Source organism: Pseudomonas sp. HN2-3 (assembly GCF_020691745.1).
GTDB classification, from domain to species: Bacteria; Pseudomonadota; Gammaproteobacteria; order Pseudomonadales; family Pseudomonadaceae; genus Aquipseudomonas; species Aquipseudomonas capeferrum.
Genome location: NZ_CP085704.1, coordinates 2,163,119 through 2,186,977, shown reverse-complemented (window position 1 = coordinate 2,186,977; position 23,859 = coordinate 2,163,119). Strand labels below are relative to the sequence as shown.

The 23,859-nt window shown below is 62.8% G+C and carries 22 protein-coding genes; 8 read left to right on the top strand and 14 right to left on the bottom strand.

The genetic code is table 11. The features are described 5' to 3' along the window. Window positions 1-4: 4 nt before the first annotated feature. The gene (locus LJX93_RS10150; protein ID WP_227697123.1) at window positions 5-739 is read right to left on the bottom strand and encodes a hypothetical protein; all 735 of its coding nucleotides are present in this window, start codon (window positions 737-739) and stop codon (window positions 5-7) included. 201 nt (window positions 740-940) lie between these two features. Here LJX93_RS10150 and LJX93_RS10145 point away from each other — a divergent pair, with 201 nt between their 5' ends. Next, entirely contained in the window at window positions 941-1,564 is a 624-nt protein-coding gene (locus LJX93_RS10145; protein ID WP_033697098.1) for a glutathione S-transferase family protein, read from the top strand. Between the two features lie 55 nt (window positions 1,565-1,619). On the opposite strand, the gene LJX93_RS10140 is transcribed toward LJX93_RS10145, so the two are convergent. Together LJX93_RS10140 and LJX93_RS10135 are read right to left on the bottom strand one after the other, a co-directional pair. Then, window positions 1,620-2,384, bottom strand: a complete 765-nt coding sequence (locus LJX93_RS10140) for a hypothetical protein (protein ID WP_227697121.1) — start codon at window positions 2,382-2,384, stop codon at window positions 1,620-1,622. Between the two features lie 187 nt (window positions 2,385-2,571). Beyond that, window positions 2,572-3,747, bottom strand: a complete 1,176-nt coding sequence (locus LJX93_RS10135) for an MFS transporter (protein ID WP_033697095.1) — start codon at window positions 3,745-3,747, stop codon at window positions 2,572-2,574. 94 nt (window positions 3,748-3,841) lie between these two features. On the opposite strand from LJX93_RS10135, the gene LJX93_RS10130 reads away from it, so the two are divergent. From LJX93_RS10130 to LJX93_RS10110, 5 genes are all read left to right on the top strand, one after another. Then, the gene (locus LJX93_RS10130) at window positions 3,842-4,771 is read left to right on the top strand and encodes a LysR family transcriptional regulator (RefSeq protein WP_033699968.1); all 930 of its coding nucleotides are present in this window, start codon (window positions 3,842-3,844) and stop codon (window positions 4,769-4,771) included. A gap of 114 nt (window positions 4,772-4,885) precedes the next feature. After that, window positions 4,886-5,617: an AraC family transcriptional regulator gene (locus tag LJX93_RS10125; RefSeq protein WP_033697094.1), complete on the top strand. Its 732-nt coding sequence runs from the start codon at window positions 4,886-4,888 to the stop codon at window positions 5,615-5,617. A gap of 246 nt (window positions 5,618-5,863) precedes the next feature. Beyond that, the gene (locus LJX93_RS10120) at window positions 5,864-7,219 is read left to right on the top strand and encodes an efflux transporter outer membrane subunit (protein ID WP_081874743.1); all 1,356 of its coding nucleotides are present in this window, start codon (window positions 5,864-5,866) and stop codon (window positions 7,217-7,219) included. Continuing rightward, on the top strand, window positions 7,216-8,370 hold the full coding sequence (locus tag LJX93_RS10115; RefSeq protein ID WP_033697093.1) for an HlyD family secretion protein: 1,155 nt from the start codon (window positions 7,216-7,218) through the stop codon (window positions 8,368-8,370). The genes LJX93_RS10120 and LJX93_RS10115 overlap by 4 nt, the downstream gene beginning before the upstream one ends. Further along, window positions 8,360-9,874, top strand: coding sequence for a DHA2 family efflux MFS transporter permease subunit (locus LJX93_RS10110; RefSeq protein ID WP_047582009.1), 1,515 nt, complete (start codon window positions 8,360-8,362; stop codon window positions 9,872-9,874). Before LJX93_RS10115 ends, LJX93_RS10110 begins: the two co-directional genes overlap by 11 nt. Window positions 9,875-9,935: 61 nt before the next feature. On the opposite strand, the gene adhP is transcribed toward LJX93_RS10110, so the two are convergent. From adhP to LJX93_RS10065, 9 genes are all read right to left on the bottom strand, one after another. Next, window positions 9,936-10,946, bottom strand: a complete 1,011-nt coding sequence (gene adhP / locus LJX93_RS10105; RefSeq protein ID WP_033697090.1) for an alcohol dehydrogenase AdhP — start codon at window positions 10,944-10,946, stop codon at window positions 9,936-9,938. 123 nt (window positions 10,947-11,069) lie between these two features. Next, window positions 11,070-12,266, bottom strand: coding sequence for a type II toxin-antitoxin system HipA family toxin (locus LJX93_RS10100; RefSeq protein WP_227697119.1), 1,197 nt, complete (start codon window positions 12,264-12,266; stop codon window positions 11,070-11,072). Next, window positions 12,266-12,517, bottom strand: coding sequence for a helix-turn-helix transcriptional regulator (locus LJX93_RS10095; RefSeq protein ID WP_047582004.1), 252 nt, complete (start codon window positions 12,515-12,517; stop codon window positions 12,266-12,268). Before LJX93_RS10095 ends, LJX93_RS10100 begins: the two co-directional genes overlap by 1 nt. A gap of 62 nt (window positions 12,518-12,579) precedes the next feature. Further along, window positions 12,580-13,575 carry a hypothetical protein gene (locus LJX93_RS27470; protein WP_227697118.1) on the bottom strand — a complete coding sequence of 332 codons (996 nt, stop codon included), beginning with the start codon at window positions 13,573-13,575 and terminating at the stop codon, window positions 12,580-12,582. 3 nt (window positions 13,576-13,578) lie between these two features. After that, entirely contained in the window at window positions 13,579-15,060 is a 1,482-nt protein-coding gene (locus LJX93_RS10085; RefSeq protein WP_227697116.1) for a GIY-YIG nuclease family protein, read from the bottom strand. Between the two features lie 131 nt (window positions 15,061-15,191). Next, window positions 15,192-15,521, bottom strand: a complete 330-nt coding sequence (locus tag LJX93_RS10080; protein WP_033697085.1) for a hypothetical protein — start codon at window positions 15,519-15,521, stop codon at window positions 15,192-15,194. Between the two features lie 85 nt (window positions 15,522-15,606). Then, the gene (locus LJX93_RS10075) at window positions 15,607-17,277 is read right to left on the bottom strand and encodes a hypothetical protein (protein WP_227697114.1); all 1,671 of its coding nucleotides are present in this window, start codon (window positions 17,275-17,277) and stop codon (window positions 15,607-15,609) included. A 274-nt stretch (window positions 17,278-17,551) separates the two neighbouring features. Next, on the bottom strand, window positions 17,552-19,039 hold the full coding sequence (locus tag LJX93_RS10070; RefSeq protein ID WP_227697113.1) for a hypothetical protein: 1,488 nt from the start codon (window positions 19,037-19,039) through the stop codon (window positions 17,552-17,554). Between the two features lie 52 nt (window positions 19,040-19,091). Next, on the bottom strand, window positions 19,092-19,970 hold the full coding sequence (locus LJX93_RS10065) for a helix-turn-helix transcriptional regulator (RefSeq protein WP_033697079.1): 879 nt from the start codon (window positions 19,968-19,970) through the stop codon (window positions 19,092-19,094). A gap of 360 nt (window positions 19,971-20,330) precedes the next feature. On the opposite strand from LJX93_RS10065, the gene LJX93_RS10060 reads away from it, so the two are divergent. Together LJX93_RS10060 and LJX93_RS10055 are read left to right on the top strand one after the other, a co-directional pair. Beyond that, window positions 20,331-20,576 (top strand): hypothetical protein, encoded by a 246-nt coding sequence (locus LJX93_RS10060; protein WP_033697075.1) that lies wholly within the window; start codon window positions 20,331-20,333, stop codon window positions 20,574-20,576. A 59-nt stretch (window positions 20,577-20,635) separates the two neighbouring features. After that, entirely contained in the window at window positions 20,636-21,643 is a 1,008-nt protein-coding gene (locus LJX93_RS10055) for a 5'-nucleotidase (protein ID WP_227697111.1), read from the top strand. Here the strand turns inward: LJX93_RS10055 and LJX93_RS10050 are convergent. Both LJX93_RS10050 and LJX93_RS10045 read right to left on the bottom strand, forming a co-directional pair. Further along, window positions 21,630-22,673, bottom strand: coding sequence for a hypothetical protein (locus LJX93_RS10050; protein ID WP_047581997.1), 1,044 nt, complete (start codon window positions 22,671-22,673; stop codon window positions 21,630-21,632). The genes LJX93_RS10055 and LJX93_RS10050 overlap by 14 nt on opposite strands. A 22-nt stretch (window positions 22,674-22,695) precedes the next feature. Next, a complete protein-coding gene (locus tag LJX93_RS10045; protein ID WP_033697071.1) occupies window positions 22,696-23,859 on the bottom strand; it encodes a hypothetical protein in 1,164 nt (387 codons plus the stop codon).

Sequence of the window (23,859 nt, the reverse complement as noted above, 5' to 3'; positions counted from 1 at the left end):
TACGTCAGGACGGCAACACCGGCATGCGGCGGCGTGACAGGCAGGCGTAGGCCAACGCCAGCACGCCGAACCCCAGCACCCCCAACAGCACCATCAGCTCACGGCTGTAGCGCGCCACCAGCGCGGGAAAACCGCTGAACTCGCGGTACACCTGCACATCGGCCACGCCGTCGGCGTGACGGATGCTGACGCCGCCCTGGCGGATCTGCGAGTAGTCCGCATCGAAGTACACCCACACCTTGCAGGCGCCACCCGGCTCAATGGCCGGTATTTCGACCACGGGCGTGGCGGCCTCGATGATGGTGTCGTTACCCGCGGCATCGCGCACTTGCACCAGGCCCTTGGCCGGCAGGCGGATGGTTACCTGGCGCACCGGCGCATCACCCGTGTTGCGCAGGTCGATGAGCAGACCGGTGCGGTGGTCCACCAACCCCGCCTCGAACGGCTTGGCGAACAGTTGGGCATAAGGCGCCTGGGCCAGTTCGATCAACCGGTCGACCTGCTCATGGCTCAACTCGCCCTGGCCGATACTGTTGATGCGCCCTTGCAACTGCTCGTACTTCAGCAGCTCGCTGGCCTTGCTGATCCGCTCGCTGAACTGGCTCGGGTAAGTGAGGTAGGCATAGGTCAGGGAGGCTTCCAGGCGAGGGCGGCCTTTGATCACCACATAGGCCACCAGTATGACCATCAGGCCAATCAGCAGCGCTACGAGGCATTTCCCGACTTTGTCCCAGCTCAACACAAACTTCCTTCTGTCGTGGTACTGACGATTCAAGCGGCCCAAGGGTGCCAATTTCGTGGCGCCCAGGCAAGCATTCAACGCCCCAGTAGTACGGGCAGTGACGCTACCAGCATAGGCCTGATCACCGTATTCGCTTTGTCCTTGACCATGGTCATGCCGTGAACGAGGATCAGGCTTCCACAGACAAGGACGCAAACCATGTTACGGATACTGGGCAGAGCTTCTTCCATCAATGTGCGAAAAGTCCTTTGGGCCTGTGCCGAGTTCGATATCCCCTTCGAGCGGGAAGACTGGGGTTCGGGCTTCCAACCCACCAACACGCCCGAATTTCTGGCACTGAACCCCAACGCCATGATCCCGGTGATCCAGGACGGCGATTTCACCCTATGGGAATCCAACACCATCATCCGCTACCTGGCAACGCGCCATGACCAGGGCGCCATCTACCCCACCGAGGCACAAGCGCGGGCGCGCATCGATCAATGGATCGACTGGCAAGCATCGGACCTCAACCGGTCGTGGAGCTACGCGTTCATGTCGCTGGTCAGGCACTCCCCTGCCCACCAGGACCCTCAAGCACTGGCCGCCGGTTGCGCAGAATGGGGCCGCCACATGCAGATTCTGGAGCGCCAGCTCGCCGCCACCGGCGCTTATGTGGCCGGTAGCCGGTTCACGCTGGCCGACATCCCTATCGGCCTGTCGGTCAACCGCTGGTTCGAGACCCCGTTCGAGCACCCTCACCTGCCGGCAGTCAGGGCCTACTACGAGCGGCTGAGCCAGCGCCGCGCGTTTTGCCTGCATGGCAGAAACGGCACGCCTTAAACACAGGCCTTTAACGCTGGGGCGGCCGGAGGCACTGACTGAAGCCGCCCCCTGCTCAGCGTGCCTCCAGCACCTTCGCCAATACGAAGGTCACCACCACTGCCAGCAACACGCCAATGGCGATCGACATGACCGCGCCCCACTGCAACAGCGTGTGTTGCAAGGTCAGGTAAAAGCCGACCACGCCCACGGCGCCAATGCCGTTGCCGCGTATGATCGCAGCCAGCTCCTGGCGCCCGCCCTGGACGTGGGCGAACACCGCCAGCGGCCAGGCGATGACTGGGACCGGCGCCAGCATCCCGCTGACCACAGGGCCGAGCAAGGTCGCGCTGGCCGTGATCACCAGCAGCAGCAAGGTGGCGGTCATCATGCGCATCGGGATGACCCAGCGAGGCGTCGGCACGTAGCGTGCGGCACTGGCGTCTGCCGGTTTGGCGGTGGCCACGACGATGACGATGACCAGTAGCAGCGTGGCAATGACCGACAACGCCACCCCGCCCAGGTGGCTGGTTGCCAACGCCGCCAACACAAAGAACGCCAGCGCTGCGATGCAGCCGACCAAGGCGCCTACACGTCGGGTCACCCCGTAGTAGAACAAGCAGGTTGCCTGCACGGCAGCCACCCCGGCCAATGCCCCTGGTACGGCCAATGAGGCGAACGCCTCGCCTTGTTCAAGGCTGAGAAACAGCATGACCAGCGCCGAGGTAACGGGTAGCCCTGAAAGCAGCCCGCCAATTTGCGTGCCCCAGCGTTTGCCAGCCAGCGAAATGGCCAGCATCAGGGTGGGGGTCATGAAGAGTTTGAGGTAGAAGACAGTCATGCAGAGGTTCAGGTCTGAGGCGGGGGATAGCGCATGCTAGCTGAAGCGCGCTCCGGGGCACAGTGACGATGGCCGTTGCGGGCAAGCGCCATCCGCCTATCCAGGTTCAGACCAGGGTTTGGAACGCCTGAGCTGCGCCCCAAATGATGGGCGGGTGTCCAACATCTGGGGCGCAATTCAGGCTGTGTTATACCAAGGCGGCCTTCGACGCTGCCACGCCCCGCGCGCGCCAGGCAAACGCCAGCACCATCAGCAACCCCAAACCCGCCATCAACGCACCTGCCAGGGAAATCGCCGGGTAACCCAGCCCCGCATTGATCACCGCCCCACCCAGCGCAGCGCCTATTGCGTTGCCAAGGTTGAACGCGCCGATATTCACCGCAGACGCCAGGTTAGGCGCGTCCTTGGCCGCTTCCATCACGCGCATCTGCAGCGGCGGCACCAAGGCAAAACTGGCCGCCCCCCACACCAGCACCGCCAGTGCCGTGGGCAGCGACCAGGGCATCAGCAGCGGAAACACCAGCAGCACAGCGATCAACACCGCCAGCGAGACGATCAGCGTACGATCGACCGAGCGGTCCGCCGCCTTGCCGCCCCACACGTTGCCCAAGGTCAGGCCGATACCGAACAACACCAGCATGACCGTGATGAACGTGGTGGAGGCCTGGGCCTCGCTGTGCAGAATGGGCGCAATGTAGGTGAACACGGTAAACATCGCGCTGGAGCCGACCACGGTCAGCGCCAATGCCGCCAGTACCGGCCCACGGCCGAGCACGCGGATTTCGGCCATTACCCCATCACTTTTGGGCAGCGGCACATTGGGCAGCGCGTACCACAGCACCGACATGGCCACCAAGCCCAGGCCCGCGATCCCCCAGAACGAAGTGCGCCACCCCAACAACTCACCGAACCAGGTCGCCAACGGCACACCGCCGATGGTCGCCAGCGTCAACCCCATGAACATCGCGGCCACGGCGCCTGCGCGTTTTTCCGGCGGCACCACACTGGCTGCCACGATCGAGCCGATACCAAAGAACGCGCCATGGTTGAGCGAGGTCACCACGCGGGCCACGAGCAGGCTGACGTAATCGCTCGCCAGCGCCGACATCAGGTTACCGAGGGTGAAAATGGCCATCAGCCCAATCAACAGGTAACGCCGCGGCACCTTGCCGGTGGCCAGGGTCATCAACGGGGCACCGATCAGCACCCCCACCGCGTAGGCGCTGACCAGCAGCCCGGCAGCAGGTATCGAGACCCCGAGGTCTGTGGCAATACTGGGCAACATGCCCATGGGGGCGAACTCGGTGACACCGATGCCAAAGGCACCGATGGCGAGTGCGACGAGGGGTGGATTGATGCGCATAACGGGCTCCTTATCTGTGCCGCAAATGCTACGATCCACTCCGTTAATGCACTAGACCGCATTTTTGCCAATCACCTTTGCGCGCGAGGCACAAATGGACTTCAACGGCAGGTCCGGCGAGATGGAAATTTTTGCCAAGGTCGCGCACGCGGGCAGCTTGTCTGCGGCGGCGCGGGCGCTGGGGCTGACGCCATCGGCGGTCAGCCGGATCATCGCGCGCACCGAACAGCGCCTGGGCACCCGCCTGCTGTTGCGCACCACACGGGCCATTTCGCTTACCCCGGAGGGCGAAGCCTACTTGCGTGGCGCCCGGCGCATCCTCGCCGACATGGATGAAGTCGAGGATGCCATCACCGACCAGGGCGTACCGCGCGGGCGCCTGCGGGTGAGCGCCGCGCTGGGGCATGCCCGGCTTACGGTAGTGCCCTTGCTGGCGCAGTTCAGCGCCCTGTACCCGCAGATACTGGTCGACCTGACGCTAGGCGACGAACTGGTCGACATTGCCGGCGGCCAGGCCGATGTCGCGCTGCGTTTCGGCCACCTGCCGGACAGTTCCCTGAGTGCCCGTTACATTGGCGACACCGGCCAGGTGATCGTTGCCTCGCCCGATTATCTGCAACGCTGCGGCACCCCGAACGAACCTGAAGACCTGGCCCGCCATAACTGTTTGCGCTTCAACTTCCGACGTGCCGAGCCCGACTGGCCGTTTCGCCGTGACGGGCAGGCGTTTGCCCTTAAAGTCAGCGGCAACCTGGAGTGCAGCAGCGGCGAGGCGCTGGCGCAATTGGCCAGGCTGGGGGCCGGCATCGCGCGCATCGGTACGTTCACGGTGGGCGATGACCTTGCCAGCGGACAACTGGTGCCGCTGCTGGAGGCCTACAACCCCGGCGACCGGGAGCCGATTCATGCGGTGTTCGTCGGCGGCCCGGCGATGCCGGCACGGGTTCGGGTGTTCGTGGACTTTCTGGTCGAGCATCATCAGGGTTGGCCGCTGCGCCACGCACCGCCAACATCGCAACCCTGAGCGCAATTAAAATGCATAACTCGCCCTCGCCCCTGCGCACTTAGCAACCACAGCCGATTGCCTTGCGATATTATTGGATCCAATCGCGCGCCACACAGGGCTGGGGAGATCGGCATGCAAGCTTTGGGAATGGACTATCGGCACGGTGAGGTGGTTGCCAGCCACTGCCACGCCGAGGATCAGCTGATCTATGCCGCCAACGGTGTGATGCGGGTGTGCAGCGATGGCGGTAACTGGGTGATCCCCCGTGGGCAGGCACTGTGGATACCTGCTGGGGTCGGCCACGAAATCCGCATGCAAGGTGAAGTGTCGATGCGCACCTTGTTGCTGGGTTCGCACGTCACGCGCTGCCATGTCATCGCCGTGTCCGGTTTGCTGCGCGAGCTGATCCTGGCGGGGTCACGGATGTTGCAGCGCGACGAGCCGCTGGGCGAGCACGCCCGGGCGTTGATCCAGCGTGAGCTGGAAACGGCCGAGCGCATCGATGCCTACGTGCCGGTGCCGCAGCATGCACGGCTGCGCGCCTGGTGCGAGGGCTTTCTCGAAGACCCGGCCCAGGACCTGACGCTGGAGCAGTGCGGCGCGCAACTGAACATGAGCGCGCGCACCCTGGCGCGGCTGTTCCAGCGTGAGGTGGGCATGTCGTATGGCGAGTGGCGAGCACGCACGCGCATGGTCCTCAGCCAGCAGTGCCTGGCCGATGGCAAGCCAATCCTGAACGTGGCACTGGACCACGGCTACCAGAGCGCCAGCGCCTTTGCCGCGATGTTCAAGCGCATCCTTGGCTACAACCCCAGCGACTGGCAGGTCAACGTGCTGGGCACGGGCGCCGCGCCAACGCCCTGAGCGCCGAGGCTGAGGTTGTCCCAGTTGCGCGCAGGGTTGTCCCGCTTGCGGCAGCGGGGCTACCCCAGCCCTCGTTAATCTGGCCTCACGACCCCTAATACGGCTTGCGTGATGCCAATTCGATCCCTTTCCAGCACCGCCAGGCGGGCTGCCGCCATCGGCGTGTTCAGCGTGCTGTCGGCGTGCACTGGGCACCCCACAGGCGCCCTCCCCCCAAACCCCTTCCAGGCATTGCCCGGGCTGCGCCTGCCTGCCGACGTCAGCGACCAGGCGCTGCCCGCGCGCTGGTGGGCGTTGTATCACGACCCGCAGCTCAACGCCTGGGTGCAGCAGGCCCTGGAGCACAACCAGGACCTGGCGCAGGCCGAAGCCAATGTGCAGGCCATGCTGGCCGGCATTGGCGAGTTCGACGCCAAGCGCTGGCCCAGCACTTCCCTCGGGTTTGCCGCGAGCTATGGCAAGAGCGCCGATGACCAGACCCTGGCCGAGGCCACCGACAGCCATGCGCCATCGCAATGGGCGTTCAACCCGGCCATCGAGCTGGCCTACCAGGTAGACGTCTGGGGCCAGGTGCGCGCGGCCATCGAACGGGCACGGGTACAGGCCGAGGCCAGCCGCGAGGCCTTGGAGCTGGTGCACCTGCAGGTGGTCAGCCAGACCACCCGCGCCTACATCGACCAATGCGTCTACGGCGCCCGCATCGCGGCAGCCAGCCAGTCCCTGGACACGTTGCAGCGCAGTGTGCAGCTCAGCGAGCGCCAGCGTCAGGCTGGCGTCGCCACCGAACTCGATGCTGTGCGCCTGGTGGGTTTACGCGAACAGGTACAGGCGCAACTGCCGATGCTGGAGGCACGCCGGCGCATGGCCCTGTACGAACTGAGCATGCTCAGTGGCCAGGAACCGGCGGCGCTGATCGACAACGGCGCCCCCTGCCAGACCATCCCGACCCTCGCCGCGCCGTTGCCTGCTGGCGACGCCTGGCGCCTGCTCGAACGCCGGCCAGACGTGCGCAAGGCCGAACGCGAGCTGCAGGCTGCCGCTTTGGAAGTCGACATCGTCAAGGCTGACCTGTATCCGAAGGTCAGCTTCGGCGCCTCGTTGACCTCGTCGGATCACCACCTGGCCAACCTGGGCGACAGCCGTGCGCTGATGTTTGCCATCGGCCCGTTGATTCGCTGGGAGTTCCCCAATATCAAGGCCAACCGCGCACGGGTGAGCAAGGCCCAGGCCTTGCAACAGGCGCAAATCGCTCATTACCGCGGGGTGGCGTTGGCGGCACTCAAGGATGTACGCCAGGCCCTGGCCCGTTTTGACGGTGAACGGCAACGTACCCAGGCCCTGGCAGCAGCCCTGGTGCAGGGCCAACGCGGCTTTGCCCTGGCGCAAAGCAGCTACCGCGCCGGCACCCTCGACGCACTGGCGCTGCTGGACAGCGAGCGCGACCTGATCGCAGTCAGGGCCAGCCATGTCGAGGCCCAAGGCCGCCTGGCACGTGCCCAGATCAACCTGTTCCGCGCCCTGGGCGGGCGCTGGCAATCATCACCGGCACCGGCCCCAAGCCGGGTGCGTCGCTCCACTCCCGCTACTGGAAGCCAATCATGAATGTTGCCGTTACAAAGAACACGCTGGCGGGTGACCAGCCCCAGGCGGCTGTCACTGCCCGCAGGCCCCGTCGCCGCCTGGCACTGTACGCCGGTGGTGGCCTGACGCTGCTGGCAGCGCTGGCCTTCGGCGGGTACTGGTTCACTACCGGGCGCTACCTGGAGACCACCGATGATGCCTATGTACGCGCCGACTGGGTGGCCCTGAGCGCGCGCGTGGCCGGCTATGTGGCCAAGGTTGAAGTGGAGGACGACCAGCCCGTCAAGGCAGGCGATGTGCTGGTGCGCCTGCACAACCGCGACTACCGTGCACGCCTCGACCAGGCCACTGCCGGGGTGGCCGAAGCACAGGCCGCGCTGGCGGCGGCGCAGGCCAGCCAGCAAGTGGCTGGCGAGCGTATCAACCAGCAACAGCAGGCCATCTTCCAGGCCGAATCGGCCGTGCACAGTGCCAGCGCCGAGCGCCAGCGCAGCGAGCTGGACATGCAGCGCTACCGTGGCCTGGTGCGTGACAACGCAGCCACCGTGCAGCGCCTGGAAGCGGCCAATGCCAGTGCCGTACAAGCGGGTGCCGCGCTGCAGGGCGCGCAGGCACGCTTACGAGAACAGCGTTCGCAACTGACGATGGCCAAGGCCCTGGCGCTGGCGGCCGATGCCGACATCAAGCAACGCACGGCGGCCTTGAGCCGTGCCCAGGCCCGCCAGGCGCTGGCCGAACAGGATGAACAGGACACCGTCATCCGCGCGCCCATCGATGGCGTAGTCGGTCAGCGCCGCGTTCGCGCCGGGCAGTATGTGGTGCCAGGCCAGCCGTTGCTGGCGGTGGTGCCGTTGCAGCAGACTTACGTGGTCGCCAACTACAAGGAAACCCAGCTGGCCCACATGCGCCCGGGGCAACCGGTGCAGGTGCGTATCGACAGCTTCGCCAGCCAGCCTGTGCAAGGCCGCGTGGCGAGCTTCTCGCCGGCGTCCGGCAATGTTTTTGCGCTGCTGCCTTCGGACAACGCCACCGGCAACTTCACCAAGATCGTCCAGCGTTTTCCGGTGCGCATCGTGCTCGACCAACCCGTAGACGGCGTGCAGATACTGCCCGGCATGTCGGTGGTGACCACGGTCGACACGCGCCCCGTGGAGCCGGCCGATGAGCACTGAGCAAAGGGTACCGTTGCGGGCCTGGGTGGCGGTGTTCGGCGGCTTGCTTGGGTGCTTCATGGCCGGCATGAACGTGCACGTCACCAGCGCGGCGCTGCCTGAAATCCGCGGTTCGCTGGGTGCCAGCTTCGAAGAGGGCTCGTGGATTTCCACCGCGTACCTGGTGGCAGAGATTGTCATGATTCCGCTGACGGCCTGGCTGGTCGAGGTGTTTTCCATGCGCCGGGTGATGTGGACGGGGTCGTTCATCTTCCTACTGGCATCGATCGCCTGCTCGTGGGCGCCCAATCTGGAGGCAATGATCACCCTCAGGGTGATCCAGGGCGCAGCCGGCGCAGTGCTCATCCCCCTCTCCTTTCAGTTGATCATCACCGAACTGCCCGCCAGCAAGATGGCCATGGGCATGGCGCTGTTCAGCCTGGCCAACAGCGTGGCCCAGGCGGCGGGGCCTTCCATTGGCGGCTGGTTGACCGATGTCTATTCGTGGCGCTGGATTTTCTACCTGCAGCTGTTTCCCGGCGTCGCACTGCTGCTCGCCATCGCCTGGTCGATCGAAGCCAAACCCATGCAACTGGCCCTGTTGCGTCGGGGCGACTGGGTGGGCATAGCGGCCATGGTCCTGGGCTTGGGCGGCTTGCAGATCGTGCTGGAGGAAGGCGGCCGGCTGGACTGGTTCGGCTCGACGTACATCGTCGGCATGTCGATCATCGCAGGCTTGGCGTTGGCGGTATTCGTGTTCACCCAGTTGTACGGCCAGCGCGCATTCATCAACTTGCGCTTGCTGGGGCGCTACAACTTCGGGGTCGCCAGCATCGCCATGTTCATCTTTGGCGCCGCCACCTTTGGCCTGGTGTTCCTGGTGCCCAACTACCTCTCCCAGCTGCAGGGCTACAGCGCCCGGGATGTGGGGGTCGCGTTGATCGCTTATGGCGTGGTGCAACTGCTGCTGGCGCCGTTGATGCCAAAATTGATGGCCTGGACCAGCGCCAAGTTCATGGTGGCCAGTGGTTTTCTGATCATGGCTGCAGGCTGCTGGCTGGGCGCGAGCCTGAACATCGACAGCGCCGATAACGTCATCATCCCGTCCACGGTGGTGCGCGGCATTGGCCAGCCGTTCATCATGGTCGCGCTGTCGGTACTGGCGGTGGCAGGGTTGGAAAAACGTGAAGCGGGCTCGGCCTCGGCGGTGTTTTCGATGCTGCGCAACTTGGGTGGCGCCATCGGCACCGCCACGCTGACGCAGATCGTGGCAACGCGCGAGCGCTATCACAGTGAGCGCATTCACGAACATGTCACGGTGTTCGCACCCAGTGTGCAGGAGCGCATCAGCCAGACCGTGCAGAGCTGGCTGCCGGCCCAGCAACAGGCGCTGGAAGGGTTGGCCGCGACCATCAGGCGCGAGGCTTACCTGATGGCCTACAGTGATGCCTTCTACCTGGCGTGCCTGGCATTGATCGGCTGCGCAGTAGCGGCACTGTTACTGCGCACCCGGCAACCGGCATGAGCATGTGTGTAACCCGCTGCGCCGGTATAAAAACGGCCCGCGAACGCGGGCCGGCTTTGGGCTAATCGGCGAAGTGGATCACCATGCGGCCTTTGATCTTGCCTTCCTGCATCTCTTCGAAAATGTCATTGATGTCTTCGATCGGGCGCAGCGTTACCTTCGGCACCACCTTGCCTTGCGCGGCAAATTCGAAGGCTTCTTGCAGGTCCTGACGGGTACCGACCAGCGAACCCACCACCTCGATACCGTCGAGCACAAGGCGTGGAATGTCCAGGCTCATGGCTTCAGGTGGCAGCCCAACCGCGACCAGCCGACCGCCAGCACGCAGCGCATCGACCGCCGAGTTGAAGGCGCTTTTGGCCACGGCCGTGACCACCGCCGCATGGGCGCCGCCGGTCTTGGCCTGGATGACTTTGGCTGCGTCCTCATCGCGCGGGTTGACCACCAGGTCGGCGCCCATTTCGCGGGCGAAGGCCAGTTGTTCATCATTGACGTCGATGGCGATGACCCGGGCATTGAAGACGTTCTTGGCGTACTGCAGGGCGAGGTTGCCCAGGCCACCGAGGCCGTAGATGGCAAGCCATTGCCCAGGGCGGATATTCGACGACTTCACCGCCTTGTAGGTGGTCACACCGGCGCAGGTGATGCTGCTGGCGGCCGCCGAGTCCAGCCCGTCCGGCACTTTTACCGCATAGTCCGCCACCACGATGCACGCCTCGGCCATGCCGCCATCGACCGTGTAACCGGAGTTCTTCACCGCGCGGCACAGTGTCTCGTTGCCGCTGTTGCAGTATTCGCAATGCCCGCAGCCCTGGAAGAACCAAGCAACGCTGGCCCGGTCACCTGGCTTGAGCGAGGTCACGCCCGGCCCCACTTCCACGACCACGCCAATCCCTTCGTGGCCCAGGATCACACCGGTCTTGTCGCCGAAATCGCCATTCTTGACATGCAGGTCGGTATGGCAAACGCCACAACACTGCATCTTCAGCAACGCTTCCCCGTGCGCCAGCGGCCGCAGTGTTTTTTCCACCACGTCCACGCGACGCCCTTTGGCAACAACAGCAGCTTTCATAAATACCTCCGTGTCTGGCTGAGTGAGCTTGAGAGAGTGCCCGGGTCAGCATAGTGGCGGATTGATGAAGAGGCGTTGCTGCAGGTCAGGTTTTGAACAGTGGGCAGTAATAAGGGTTGGACGTTAGCCAAAGGTACTGATGAACGGCCCGGCAGACTGCCGAATTGCCCTCACCACATCGGGGACTTGTTCGCACAGTTCAGCAGAGCGAGCCAGTACTTGCTCCAACGCCTGCAACTGTTCGCAAATGATTTCCTTTGGCCGAGCCACATCACAGGTGACAGCAAAGTCCATCAAGCCCTGCCTTGAAGCAAACAACGACTTGTTACCGCCTAGGTCCAGGGCCAACACATCCTCAGGGATGTAGGCTGTGGTATTGACGATGTCGTACGCCGGTGCCAGCCGCGCATTACGCTGGGAAGGATCGGAGTACAGCAAGCCGAAATTTTTCAGGTGGGCATCGCCATTTCCAACGATACAGGTCAGGCTCACCATGGCAAACAGTTGCGCTAATGAACCTTGCACGTGGTCCTGCGGGCAGAACAGACGAATGGCCTTGGCGATAGCCGCATAGCTCTTGCTGTACTTCTGCTGCGCCGAAAGCCCCATCAATGCGGCCATGTCCTCAAAGCCGATCGGATTGAGCTGCCCGTCCCGATCAAAGCGCCGCATGACGAAAAGCTTGGCGTTATCGGACAGGTAGAATTCCGGCACTGGGATCCCTACTTCCTTGGCCACGGACATGCAGAGAAACTCGTTGATTGCCAGCCCCGGGAACTCGTCCCGCCCGCTTTTTATGATCAGGTCAGACGTTTTCGAGGTGAAACGTTGCGGCGCATCGCTCTGATCCTCAGGCACCAAAACTTTGGGCTGCACGCCCGATATTCCAGCGCGCAAGATGTATCGGTCAACAAGACCGGCAAAAATATCTTCTGCACCATCCCAGGCCAGGATTTCGTCCAGTCGCTCGCCGGGGAACTGCTGGCGACGCAACAATGCATCGACCTCAGATGAACTCACTGCCACCCGCCCAATTGGCGAGCTGCTACCAGAGAGCGCCAATAGCAGCATCGGATCGACATTCACCACCTTGGCCAGACGGTTACGCAATTGCTCCAGCACATAGCCTTCAGGCAAATTCATCTGGAATATCGGGTGCAGTTCCCGGTGTCGGTATTCATCCAGGCGTAATGGCATCAGTAGACTGATCGCTGCATGAGCCGAAGCATCCTCACGGTAGCGAAACAGATAGTCGTCAGCGGAGCTGAAAACTGTCCCGCTTTCCCCTCCCGGTGTCGCTACCCGTAGCATGGCCGTCATCAGTCGAATACTCCCTGAATTTCATCCAACGTGGGCATGGCTGCGGGCACTAGCGCGAACTCGCAGTCCAAAGCGCCCACCACTCGAGCATAGGCGGCCATACCTACAGATAGATCGCCTCGCTCTATCGCGATAACTTTCTGACGTGTAACACCGGCCAATGCCGCCAGCTTGGCTTGAGTGAACCCACGACTCAACCGGCGCTGCCGAACTTGTTGACCCAGGCGTGCAATGATAAAAGAGGGATCCATGTTCTGTATACGTAACAAATTTAAGTTAATGTAACGTATACCTAACCTAGGTAAATATCAAATCACCCCCGCAGGTTCAGCCCCAAGGCAAACACCGCCGCAGCCAGTGCAACCAGCGACACGGCATTGCGGCCTAGGTAGGCAACCCAACCCGGTGCGGCCAGTTGCGTCAGCTGGGCCTGGCATTGGCGCTGGCTGTCCAGCAGCGTGGCCAGCTGCGCCTCCATGCGGTCCACGCGTTGGGCCTGGGTGCTGGTGGCCAGGGCGAGTTTCTTCAATGCCGTGGTCACGGTGGTCGACAGGCTTTCCCGGGCCAGGTTGCTGGCGTTCAGGTTTTTCTTCAGCTCCTCAAGTTGCCCTTCCTGGGCGGCGATCTTGTGCTGATGGTGCTCCAGGTTCTTCCTGATCACGGCCTCTTTCTGCACCCGGGCCAGGGTGCTGGTCACCAGCTTCTGGTGTTGCGCATCGATCTTGGCATCCAGGGCCGTCAGTTCGGTCTCCTGCTTGCCTTGGGCCCAGGCCAGCCGCTCCACCTCCTGGGTGCAATAGGCGTAGCCATCGGCCATCGCCAGCAGGTCGTCGATCTGCTGCTTGAATTCGCACAGCACCACCAGGGCCCCTTCCTGGTTGCCCTCCAGCGTCACCGCGTCGGCCTGCAGGCGTTCGATCTCACGCACCAGGGCGTCATTGAAGCCGCGCAGTACCTTGTTGTTGGCCGTGTGCAACTGGGTCAACAACTGCACCACGCTCTGGGTCACGGCCAGGCTCTCACCCACCTGCCTGACCATGTCGGCCAGGTCTTTGTCGTTTTTGCCCGTCAGGCCGCCCCAGAACGAATCCCAGGTGCCTTGCTGCTTGAACGCCTCGAGCTGCTCGCGCGCCCCCTTGTTGTTGACGATGGCCTCGTGCAGCTTGCGCAGCCCGTGCTCGAAGTCCTTGAGCTGGTCGTGCTCCTCGCGGGGCGCCGGCAGCGACGCAGGGGCGGGTACGGGCAGCGACTCGGCCAGCCTGACTTGGCCAAAGAGCTTGGCGGCGAGGTCGGTTGTAGTGTTGAACACCTGTCAGGACTCCTGGGTAATACGGTTTTTGTTCGATTGCAGCAGTGCCGAGTAGTCGATCGCCCGCACTGCCCGATGCTGCGCCAGGCGCTCGCGGTGGGCGCCGGCCTCACGGGCCAGGGTGTCGACCGACTGAGCGTATTCCATCAGGCCCTCGGCCATCAGCCATTCGTTCTCTTGTACCTGGATCAGTTGCAACGCCGCCGCGCGCTTGGCCTCCAGCGCTTCGTGCCAGCCGCTCTTGAAGTCCACCAGGAAGGCCACGATGGGTGGCACGACCTTTTGCAGGTGGTAACTGCACAGCCCGAAACCGATGGCCGCGATCACGCAGGAAATGTACGGCGCAGCCACGCCAACCAAGGGCAGCAACTGCGCCTCGATGACCGGCTCGATGCCGTCCCAGAAAATCAGCGTGCCACTGACCACCACGGTTTCGACGATCTTCTGGATGAGTTCTTCCCTTGGCATGGACTGGGCCCCCTTGTAGAGCTGCCAGGCGCCATGGGCGAGGTCGAACAGGTTGCGGCTCAGGTTGTAGACCTGGCGGACCGCCTTGGACAGGGCGTTGACGATGAACTCGACCACGCCGTTGAGCAGCTTCAGGGGCGCGGCGACGATACGCTCGACCACGGCCCAGATCTTTTGCAGAAAGCGCTCGACGCGGGCCTTGAGGCGCGCAGTGCCGCCCATGAACAGGTCGACGAGTTCATCCTTGATGGCGATGATCGCGGCAGCGGTCAGTTGCTCGAATACCTGCCACCCCGAGTTCTTCAGCGCCTCCTTGCCAGCGCCCATGGCCACCTCGCCGGCACTGCCCATCGCGTCCTTCAATTTCTTGGCTTCGATGTTGCTGCGGATGCCCTGCTCTTCCTTCAGCTCTTGCTTGCGGTTGACCGGCGGCTTTTCGTTCTTGATCAGGAACGCTTCCAGGGCGGCGGCGGTTTCGGCCGAGTCCATGACCACGAACTTCACGGTGCACCCGGCCTCAAGCTGGTCCGCCAGCTTGTAGGGCTTGCGGGTTTCGCTGTTGGCCCGGCCGCGGTATTCGTTCATGTGGCCGTCCTGCCAGCGCTGACGCATGTTGGTGCTGTCACCGATGTAGGCCAGCTGGCCGCTGGCGTCGTACACCACGTACACGCCGGGCTTGTCGGGCAAGTCGTTGAGGCTGGAGGCGTCGTTGGCGCTTACCGAGAGCGCGCCGTCGAATTGCAGCGTGGCCAGCGAACCGATACCGGCCGACAGGCTTTTGAAGAGGATTTCTTTCCAGGCGACACCCCGGTTGGCAACCTGCATGGCGCTTTGCGCCGAGGTGGCAACGAGGGTGTCCTTGCCGGCCTGTAGCGGGTCCGGTGACTTGGCGTTGGGCTGGGAATTCTTTTTGTTGCGAAAACCGGCCACGAGCTTGCGGTTGGTGTTCTCGATCGCACGGTCGACAATCAGGTTGGCGAGCGGCGACAGCGTCCTGTGTTGGTATGGCTGGTTCATCATCCCTATCCGGATAGCTCGATCATGGGCGGCAAGCTATCAAAATGACATCATCGGATCCACTGCCGGGATGCTTGAAATGTCGAAAACTGGCGTTTTGGAGCTGCATGGCAGCCCCAAGACGCGGGCGATCAATCCACCCGCACGAACACCTGCTTGGCCATGTTGTTGCCGCCAATCGACTCCAGCCGCTTGCCGCCGTCCAGCACGCGCACGTTGATCAGCGCAACGCCGTTGGCATCACGGGCCACGACCACATCGTCCTTGCGCTCCCACTCGTCGACCTTGATCTTGTTGCCCGCAGAGACGATGTAGTCACTGGAGAACTCGACAGTCTGCTTGCCAGCGCTGAAGCCCATCACGGTGGTCTCGGCCTCGTAGGTGCCATCCAGCGCATCGTTGCCGCAGCCAGCCAGTACACAGAATGGCAATGCTGCCAGCACGTATTTGAAGCGACGCATAGGTATTCCTTGTCAGTCATTCATCTAAAGAGGCGGCGGCACGCCTCGCGCCCTAGGCGAAAGCCGGGTGCCGCCAGAACGGCAATCAACCCTTGGCGGTACCCACCAGGGAGTCGATCAACATCGCCGAGGCGGTATCGCCGTTTTCCAGCACCAGCTGGCGAATGGACTTGCCGAACCCTGCCAGCGGCGTGTCGAAGGTGAAGTCGGACTTGCCCTGGTAGCTGGCAGCGAAGCGAATCACGTTGTCCGACCAGCTCACGCGGTGCCCGCCTGCAGCCAGGTTGTAACCGTCGAAGAAGGCTGCGGCCACGGGCGTGGTGCCATCGACATCCGCCGCATTCAAGTTCGCGCCAGCCGCGATCAACGCCTCGGCGTAGCTATGGTCGCGCTGGGCCATGCAGGCGTGCAGGGCCGTCTCGCCACCGTAGGCCTTGGCGTTCACGTCACTGCCCTTGAGCAGTGCCTGGAACAGCGCTTCAGGTTGCTGACCCGCGCCACGGCGACGTTGCAGCTCGCCGGCTTTTTTGCAGAAGGTCGACAGCGCGGTGTCGCCATAGACGTTGTGGGCCTTGAGGTCTTCCTTGCCGGCCAGGGTGATCATGTGGGCGAAGCTGCAGCTGTTGTAGTCGCTACCTGCCAGGCAGTCGATCAGGCGAGTGTTGCCGTTGACATCCCGGCCCATCGGGTCGGCGCCAATCGATACCAGGTAGTCATAGGCGTTGTCGGCGGCGCCGACGATCAGCGGCTTGTTCTCATGATGGATACGTTGGTTGACGTTGATGCCGGAGCTTTTGAGCAGGTAGGCAAAGGCGTCCAGGTCCTTGATCTCTTTCGCCCAGTCCGAATTGCGCGCCTGGCCTTGTGCGGCATCCCATACGCGCATGGCCATGGGCGAGGTGTCTGGCGGGCTGTCGATATCACGCACCTGGGCATACCCAGGCTGATAACTGACCCACACGCCCACTTGCTTGTCGTCCTTGTAGCTGCCCTTCTCCGCCACGGTGCCGGCCGGCCAGCCGCGGACAAAGTACATCTCGGACAGGCCGTTCCTGTTGCCTGCGCTGTAGGTGACCTTGCTGGCCGGTACCGACGTGCCATCGGTGAACGCCGTCCAGGTCTCACGCACGCCTTCGAGCTCGCCGGCCTTGTAGGTGGCGCGGTCTTTCAGGTTGCCCTTGTAGTCATAGTGCTCCACCGGGCCATCGAGTTTGCCGGTACCGTCACTGGCAAAGGTTTCCAGCAGGGTGAGCTTCTGCTCGCCGTCGATGACCCGCCACTCGCGCTGGGTGCCCACACGGATGGAGGGCTTGCGGAAATCAACGGTCGGAAGCACCGTGCTGTCAGCGACCTGCAGGCCGGTGGCGCAGTCGTAGCTTTGCTCGCTGCGGCGGCCGCCTTCGAGGGTCAGAACGTTTTCCAGATGGTCGGCGAATTCACCCTTGCACCAGGTTTTCTTGGGGCCGACGAAGGCACCGTCCTGCAACTGGCCTTCGACCAGCAGCTTGCCATCCTGGTCGAACTCCTTCCATTCCCCGACCGCCTTGCCGTCTTCCACCTTGAACGACTGCAGTACCCGGTCACCTACCTTGTGCACCACGGTGCCATTGACCCGCTCGCCGGACTTGCGCTCCAGGTACAGCGCATGTGGCGAACCGACAGTGCCGGTGTAGCTGGTGACTTCGTCGAAGTTGTATTCGGAGTTGCAGCCTGCCAAGGCGGACGCCAGGGCACAGAGAACGAAACGCTTTTTCATGAATATCCTTGTAGAAATGCGTGCGGGCTGGTGCTGGGCATGGCTTCGCCAACGCTCAGTACTGGCCTGGGTGTAACGGGGTTATGCAGTGGCGGGCAGTGCGGCTGGAGGGGCCTCTATTAGAAGCGCATCAAGAAGCTGACCATCCATGTAAAAACGCTCTGGGATGCGGGTTTTGGCGGGATTATACATAGCGGCCTAATAATGGCAAAGCTAATGGTCTGTTTGCTGCTGGCTTTGAAACCTGTGGGGCCACTTCGCGGCCCCAGCTGGCTCAGACAGCCATCAACTGATCGTCCAGATCCGTCAAGGCTTCGCCAAAAAAGGCCTTGAACAAGTCCGTCGGCCGCTGGTTTTCCAGTAACCCAAAATGCTCTCCCAGTGCACGGCCCGTGCGCAGAATCAGCTTCGCGGTTTCAGGCTTCGCAGTATCAGGGTTGCCTGCTAACCCTGAGCGCACCAGCAACTCGGCAGGCGATACCGAATGCTCAAGCGCCAGCTCGGCAACCTTGCCACTCAGGTACACGTTGGTCAGATAGACCTGCTCGTACTCGTCACCTGCAATGAACTGCGCAACGCCGCCACTGAGCACTTCCAACCCTGGCGCGCCCCCCTGCGCGATGCACGCGAGTTGCTCGAGGTTGAAACTGACCAGGTCGAACTCGCGTGGCTGCAAAGGTGCACAGTATGCTTGTGCAGTGTTGGCCGTGCGGCCCTTGACCTCGACCTGCCACTGCCGGAAGTCCTTCAGGCTTACGCTGTGCCCGGCAGCCTGGCTGCAGTGCAGATAGTCGATGAACACCTGCGGGAAGGTTACGCTGGTCGGCACCCAGGTCGAGCGGGTGCTGCCGCCCCCGGCGCCTTCACTGGACGCGGGCGCATAGGCAGCCTCTGGAAGCAGGCAGCGCAGGTCATAACCCAGCATGAACAACGCCGCTTCGAAGCTGTGGCTACGCGCCTGCAGCGAACCTTCGAACAGCTGCCCAGCGCCCGTCAGCGTAGCCTGGATGATCCACCCCAGCTCGACCTGGCTGCGCGCCCACGCATACCCCGGCACCGCCTTGGTGAAGAACTGCGGTGCTTTTGCAAAGCCTAGCGCCCCCGGGTCACGCACTTGGTCACCGCGTGCCCCGCCAGACGGGAAACGCAATTGCGCAGGGGTGGTTTTGCCTTGGCGGTACAGCGCATAGAGCATGGCAATGGCGGCGCCGACCCGGCTGTCGTAGATGGGCGAGCCGGTGGTGTCGATCAGCGAGTGGATCTTGGTCAGCCCCGCATCGAAGCGCTGGATGCTGCCGGCATTCAGCGCAGAGAGCGTTTGGCCTGCGCCCAGGTCGAACAACGGTATGCACGCCTTGAGGTAACTCACCAGTTGCTGTTGCTGGCGTAGCGCCCCCAGGAACGGGATGGCCCCGCGTACACCGCCCCACTTCAGTACGGCGCAGCAGGCGTTGTAGGCCGCATCATCGCAGCCTGACGCCAACGCTGCCGCCAACCGGCTGCGCAAAAGCTGCAACGAAGCGGTGGTGCTGGCCCAGTCCATGGACGTGACCCACTGCCCGGTTTGTGCATCCTGCCAGGCACTGCCCCAGCGATACAGCGCGAGCACCTGTTCGATACCCACCACCCGCTGATTCAGGCCACCCTTGACCTGATGGCTGGGCTTGAAGCGCAGGTGCACATCCAGTGTCGGCAAGTTGACCTGAAGCCATTCGATGAAGCCACGCACATCCGGCTGCGCAAGAAACGTGTTTCGATCCATCTGTTCACTACACCCTACAAGAAGATTTTCTGCTGTCTGCGGCACTGTGCATTCAGTCCAGGTTCAACCACGGCTTGAGCTCCGCCCTGTTCGCCAGCACCAACTGCTGCGCCTCGGGCCTTGCATCATGCACGTTGGGGTTCACCTGGAAGCGCTTGACCACATACTTCACCAGAGCCTGCGAGCTGCGCACCAGCAACTGGCCGTCGGCCATGCCAAAGTCCACCTCGATGATGGCCCGCTGCGCCTGTGTCAGGCGCTCGTCCGGCTTGAAGATCACATCGACCGGGGTGTTCCACTCAAGGTCATGCTCGATGCCGTTTTCCGTTTCAGCGTCGTGCAGCTCTGGTACACCGCGCAAACGGCTGAGGACGAAGTCGCGGTACATGCGGTTTTTTTCGCAATAGGCCCGCACATGCCAGCGCATCCCGGTGTACACCAGGGTATGCGGCGCGATGGTACGGCCTTCGGGCTCCGGGCTTTTGAACGACACGTACTCGATATCCAGGCGCCGCTTCTCGCGGCAGGCCTTGAGCAGCGGCCGCAGCACCTCGGGCTTGACCGAGCGGTCCGGAACCTTGAGCACCTCGGTGTGGGCGTAGGCCAACGCCAGGCCTTCGATGTGTGGTGCGCGCTCGTTGTTCTGGTTGAGCAGGTCGAGGTAGGCGCTGGCACTGTCGTCGATGAACAAAGGTTTGAACTGCCGCGTCGGCACGTAGCCTTTGATCTGCTTGTCGTACACCAGGTTCTTCGACGCGTAGTCGTTGATGTAGGTGTTGATGTCCTTCGAGGCCTGCTGACGACTGATGCCGAAGCTCTGCATCAGATGATTGGTGGTCAGGCGGCCTTCCCACCAGACCACCGTTTCAATCAGACGGTAGCGCAGGGCCAGGTCCCAACGGGTTTGCTCCATGCGTTGCGTGCGTTTCATACGGGTTCCTGCGTGAGGAGCAGCAGTGCATGCTCAGCCAATTGACGTGTCGCTTAATATTACGTGTCCACCCAGTTTTAATGCAAGGCTGGCTGGATATGTAAACTAACCAGGCATATGCAGCCCAGGCCCCCCTGGCGACTCGCACCCCCCCTTGTACCGCGCCCACGCCCCGCAAGCTGCGCCCATGCGCGCAGAACACGCTGCCATGTCGCCTGTCATCCCCCCTTCAACTGCCGTGAATAAACCAGCAAAACCTGCACCATTCCTTTACCTGTACAAGTCTCCAATATGGACATGTAGCCAAACTAGACATATCTTTCCGCTACAGGCAAACCGCCACTACTCAAGGAAGCAACCATGGACGCCCTCGAAATCACCCTGCTTGGCACAACCGGCATCACCCTGCTGATTGCCTGCCTGACACATGCCCGCCAGGGTGAAATGTGGAACCTGCTGCAGGGCGATCGCGAACTGGAGCGAACCGCACGCATTCACAAGCAGGAGAACAACGAGTTGCGGTCTGCCCTGCGCGCGGAGCGCGAGCATGTGAGCCAGTTGCGCCGCCAGGTGCAACTGCTGCTGGGGCTGGTGCCGGAAGGTTGAGGCCTGCCCCGCCTGCATGCCCGTATACTCGTTACCAGCACCCTTCACGGAGCACGTTCATGCCCTACCCCATCGAACACAAACTGGTCATCGGCGTGGCCTCCAGCGCACTCTTCGACCTCACCGTGTCTGACGACATCTACAAGACCGAAGGCGTCGAGGCTTACCGCCAGCACCAGGAGCAGAACCTGGATGAACCGTTCCCGAAAGGGGTCGCCTTCCCTTTCATCCGCCGCTTCCTCAGCATCAACCAGGCATTCCCCGATCAACTGCCGGTGGAAGTGGTGCTGCTCTCGCGCAATTCGCCAGAGACCGGCTTGCGGGTGTTTCGCTCCATCAGCCACTACACACTGGACATCACCCGCGCCGCGTTCATGTCCGGCCGCTCGCCCCACGAGTACATCCCGGCGTTCAACGCCTCATTGTTTCTCAGCGCCAACGAGGACGATGTGCAGCGCGCCATCGACGCCAGCTACCCGGCCGGCCTGGTGCTGCCGACGCGAATCTATGACGACGAGATCGATACCGAACTGCGCGTGGCGTTCGACTTTGACGGGGTAATTGCCGATGACGAGGCAGAGAGCGTGTACAAGCAGAATGACAACCTGGACGACTTCCAGGCCCATGAGCGAGCACGCAAAGCCATCCCCCACCAGCCCGGGCCGTTGGCCGACCTTTACCGCAAGCTTTCACACATTCGCACGCTCGAAGACCAGAAGCTGGCACAAGACCCTGACTACACACGCATCCTGCGCATTGCCATCGTCACCGCACGCAACGCACCGTCGCACGAGCGGGTGGTAACCACACTGAAAGATTGGGGGGTGTCGCCGGACGAATGCTTCTTCCTTGGCGGGATGGAAAAACCCCGGGTGCTGTCGATTCTCAAACCCCATGTGTTTTTTGATGACCAGCGCAGCCACCTGCAATCGCCGGCGGGGGATTTGCCGATGGTCCACGTGCCTTTTGGGGTGGCGAACAGGGCGCCTGGCAAGACCAGTGGTGTCCGCTTGGTGGAAACACGGGCACCACTGGCTGAACGCTTAACGACACCTAAACAAAGGTGAACGTCAGTTGGCTCACAATCGCCATGGCCTTGGGCTGGATCGACGCACTGACTTTGTCATCCAGCGCACCGTGAAGGTGAAGGTTGACCAGGTTGTCGGCAATCGCCCGCTCCAGTTCCGCACCTGGGTTGATCGGGTAGCCAAAGGTCACCGACAAGCTCGCGCCCGGCTCGACCTTCTGCTTGTCCGGGTTCCAGAACTGCACGGCCAGGTTGGCCGAATAGCCGGCTGGCAGAATGAACACCGCACCGGTTTGCGTGCCATCGCTGCCAAGCGTCAGTGGCCCCAGCAGCACTGGGGTCTGTAGCGCAGTCACGGTGTCACACAACACGCTCACCCGGGTACCGGCCAGCCCCCTTGCGGACAGGGTGATGGTAATTGGCGCGGTGGTGAAGTTCGCCGGCACGTTCAGTTGCTGACGGCGTACCCACGGGTCGTCACTGACCAGCGCCTGGGAGCGAATGCCGAAGGTCGGGGTCTGGCCAATGAACTTGGCCAGGTCGAGCCAGTCCCGCACCTGCGGGAGCGGGTCAGGATGAGCACCCGCGCTCACCTGGGCAATCAGGTTGAAGTAGCTGTCAGCCGGCAAGGCCGGCGGCTTCCAGAGGAAGGCCTGCTCACCTACACCGATATGCCCTGGTGGTGCACTGGCCTGCGTGCAGTCCAGGCCATCGACCGTGGTCAGCGCGTTGCCCCTGAACGTTGCCGGCAGCAACAACACCTGGGCCGGCGCGAAGTACAGGGAAAGCGCATTGCTCTCAGTCTCGCTGCCGCCGTTCATGCCACGCAGGTAGTAGTAGTTGCGCGCGGCGGCGACCGGCTGCACGTTGTAGGCCTGCTCCCAACTGCTGACCGTGCTGAACACGCTTTGCGCGTTGTCCACCGGCTGGTCGCTCTGGATGATGTCCGGGCACAGGCCCAGCGGCCCCTTGAACGGCACACTGCCGGTGGAAGCCAGGTTGTTGCGCAGGTAGAGCGTCTGGCTGGCGGGCTGGCTGCTGCTGAACAAATTGACGACTGTTTCGCTCATGACGTTTAACTCCCTGTAATCATCAAATGACGTGCAAGCCGTCAGCACCCAGCGGCACCACCGGGCGTGGACGAATATCGGCGACCTCGGTGCCGGCATAGGCCCGGTGCAGGGCATGCGACATGGCGAAGTCCACCAGGCCCCGGTCCAGTGCCTCTTGCAGCTCCTGCGGCGAGCCGTCGGAGAAGTACGTCGGGGTGATGTCGATCGAGGCGCCCGGCTGCGAGTCGGGCCCGTTGTTCTTGTACAGGTTGAGGGTGAGCAGCGCGCTGAAGCCCGGCACTAGTGTGCAGCGCACGCCAACGAACTGCCCCAGGGCAGGCATGGCGACGTTGTCGATGGCAATCTTGTTGCCCTTCGAGTCCAGCTGGCTGCAACTCATCGACAGGGTCCAGCCCGTGGTCGGGAAGCCCATGTTGGTGACCTGCAACGAGTACTCGCGGCTGCCTGCGGTCACGTCGCTGGGGATGATCAGCTGCGATGCCATTTGCCGGGTGGGCGAACGCCCGGACTGCATCGACACGTTGCGCCAGCCGAACTGAAGGTTGTTGGTGATCAGCGCAGCCATGTCCAGTTGCGAGAACACATCCGGGAACGGGTTACCGGCGTTGTTCATCCAGGTGATGAAGCAATAGTGGTCACTGCCCCCGGTTGGCGGTTGCGGGTTGCTCCAGACAAAGGTGTCGGCCGTCACCCCGATACTCGACGATGCCAGGTTGACGATCGATGAGTCGTAATGCGGGTTCGTGCCGTCCGGGTGGTCGCGGTCCGTAGGGATGCCGTATTTGGCCCACTCGCTGGGCCACTGAATGGAGGCGCAGGGTACGCCGTACAGCAGCACCTTGGTCGAGCTGCTGACGGCAGCGCCATTGCGCCCGCGTACATAGATGTAATTGGGTGTGCCTTGGGTAATGGTGCCAGGCGACTGTTGCGCATAGCTGTTAGGCGTGGCCAACGCGGTCTGGAAGTTGGCCACTGGCTGGGTGCCCGCGATCCAGATATCGGGCGATGCCGACAAGGGCGAACTGGCCGGCACCGTGCCCTCGCTGCTCAGGTTGGGGCGCAGGTAGATGCCTCTGTCGTAGGCACCTTGCAAGGCGGCTATCCGGCTGGGTGCCTGCACGGACGGCCCGCGCAGCACCTGGCCATGGCCGACCACGGGTGGGTTCTTGGTTACGATCAACAT

What these genes read in the sequence shown, in the direction of transcription:
- LJX93_RS10050 (WP_047581997.1), bottom strand. Translation starts at nt 22,673, where the DNA reads ATGAGCGAAACAGTCGTCAATTTGTTCAGCAGCAGCCAGCCCGCCAGC.
- LJX93_RS10135 (WP_033697095.1), bottom strand. Translation starts at nt 3,747, where the DNA reads ATGCGCATCAATCCACCCCTCGTCGCACTCGCCATCGGTGCCTTTGGC.
- LJX93_RS10095 (WP_047582004.1), bottom strand. Translation starts at nt 12,517, where the DNA reads ATGGATCCCTCTTTTATCATTGCACGCCTGGGTCAACAAGTTCGGCAG.
- LJX93_RS10085 (WP_227697116.1), bottom strand. Translation starts at nt 15,060, where the DNA reads ATGAACCAGCCATACCAACACAGGACGCTGTCGCCGCTCGCCAACCTG.
- LJX93_RS10110 (WP_047582009.1), top strand. Translation starts at nt 8,360, where the DNA reads ATGAGCACTGAGCAAAGGGTACCGTTGCGGGCCTGGGTGGCGGTGTTC.
- adhP (WP_033697090.1), bottom strand. Translation starts at nt 10,946, where the DNA reads ATGAAAGCTGCTGTTGTTGCCAAAGGGCGTCGCGTGGACGTGGTGGAA.
- LJX93_RS10060 (WP_033697075.1), top strand. Translation starts at nt 20,331, where the DNA reads ATGGACGCCCTCGAAATCACCCTGCTTGGCACAACCGGCATCACCCTG.
- LJX93_RS10070 (WP_227697113.1), bottom strand. Translation starts at nt 19,039, where the DNA reads ATGGATCGAAACACGTTTCTTGCGCAGCCGGATGTGCGTGGCTTCATC.
- LJX93_RS10115 (WP_033697093.1), top strand. Translation starts at nt 7,216, where the DNA reads ATGAATGTTGCCGTTACAAAGAACACGCTGGCGGGTGACCAGCCCCAG.
- LJX93_RS10130 (WP_033699968.1), top strand. Translation starts at nt 3,842, where the DNA reads ATGGACTTCAACGGCAGGTCCGGCGAGATGGAAATTTTTGCCAAGGTC.
- LJX93_RS10080 (WP_033697085.1), bottom strand. Translation starts at nt 15,521, where the DNA reads ATGCGTCGCTTCAAATACGTGCTGGCAGCATTGCCATTCTGTGTACTG.
- LJX93_RS10140 (WP_227697121.1), bottom strand. Translation starts at nt 2,384, where the DNA reads ATGACTGTCTTCTACCTCAAACTCTTCATGACCCCCACCCTGATGCTG.
- LJX93_RS10145 (WP_033697098.1), top strand. Translation starts at nt 941, where the DNA reads ATGTTACGGATACTGGGCAGAGCTTCTTCCATCAATGTGCGAAAAGTC.
- LJX93_RS10045 (WP_033697071.1), bottom strand. Translation starts at nt 23,859, where the DNA reads ATGTTGATCGTAACCAAGAACCCACCCGTGGTCGGCCATGGCCAGGTG.
- LJX93_RS10065 (WP_033697079.1), bottom strand. Translation starts at nt 19,970, where the DNA reads ATGAAACGCACGCAACGCATGGAGCAAACCCGTTGGGACCTGGCCCTG.
- LJX93_RS10075 (WP_227697114.1), bottom strand. Translation starts at nt 17,277, where the DNA reads ATGAAAAAGCGTTTCGTTCTCTGTGCCCTGGCGTCCGCCTTGGCAGGC.
- LJX93_RS10100 (WP_227697119.1), bottom strand. Translation starts at nt 12,266, where the DNA reads ATGACGGCCATGCTACGGGTAGCGACACCGGGAGGGGAAAGCGGGACA.
- LJX93_RS10125 (WP_033697094.1), top strand. Translation starts at nt 4,886, where the DNA reads ATGCAAGCTTTGGGAATGGACTATCGGCACGGTGAGGTGGTTGCCAGC.
- LJX93_RS10055 (WP_227697111.1), top strand. Translation starts at nt 20,636, where the DNA reads ATGCCCTACCCCATCGAACACAAACTGGTCATCGGCGTGGCCTCCAGC.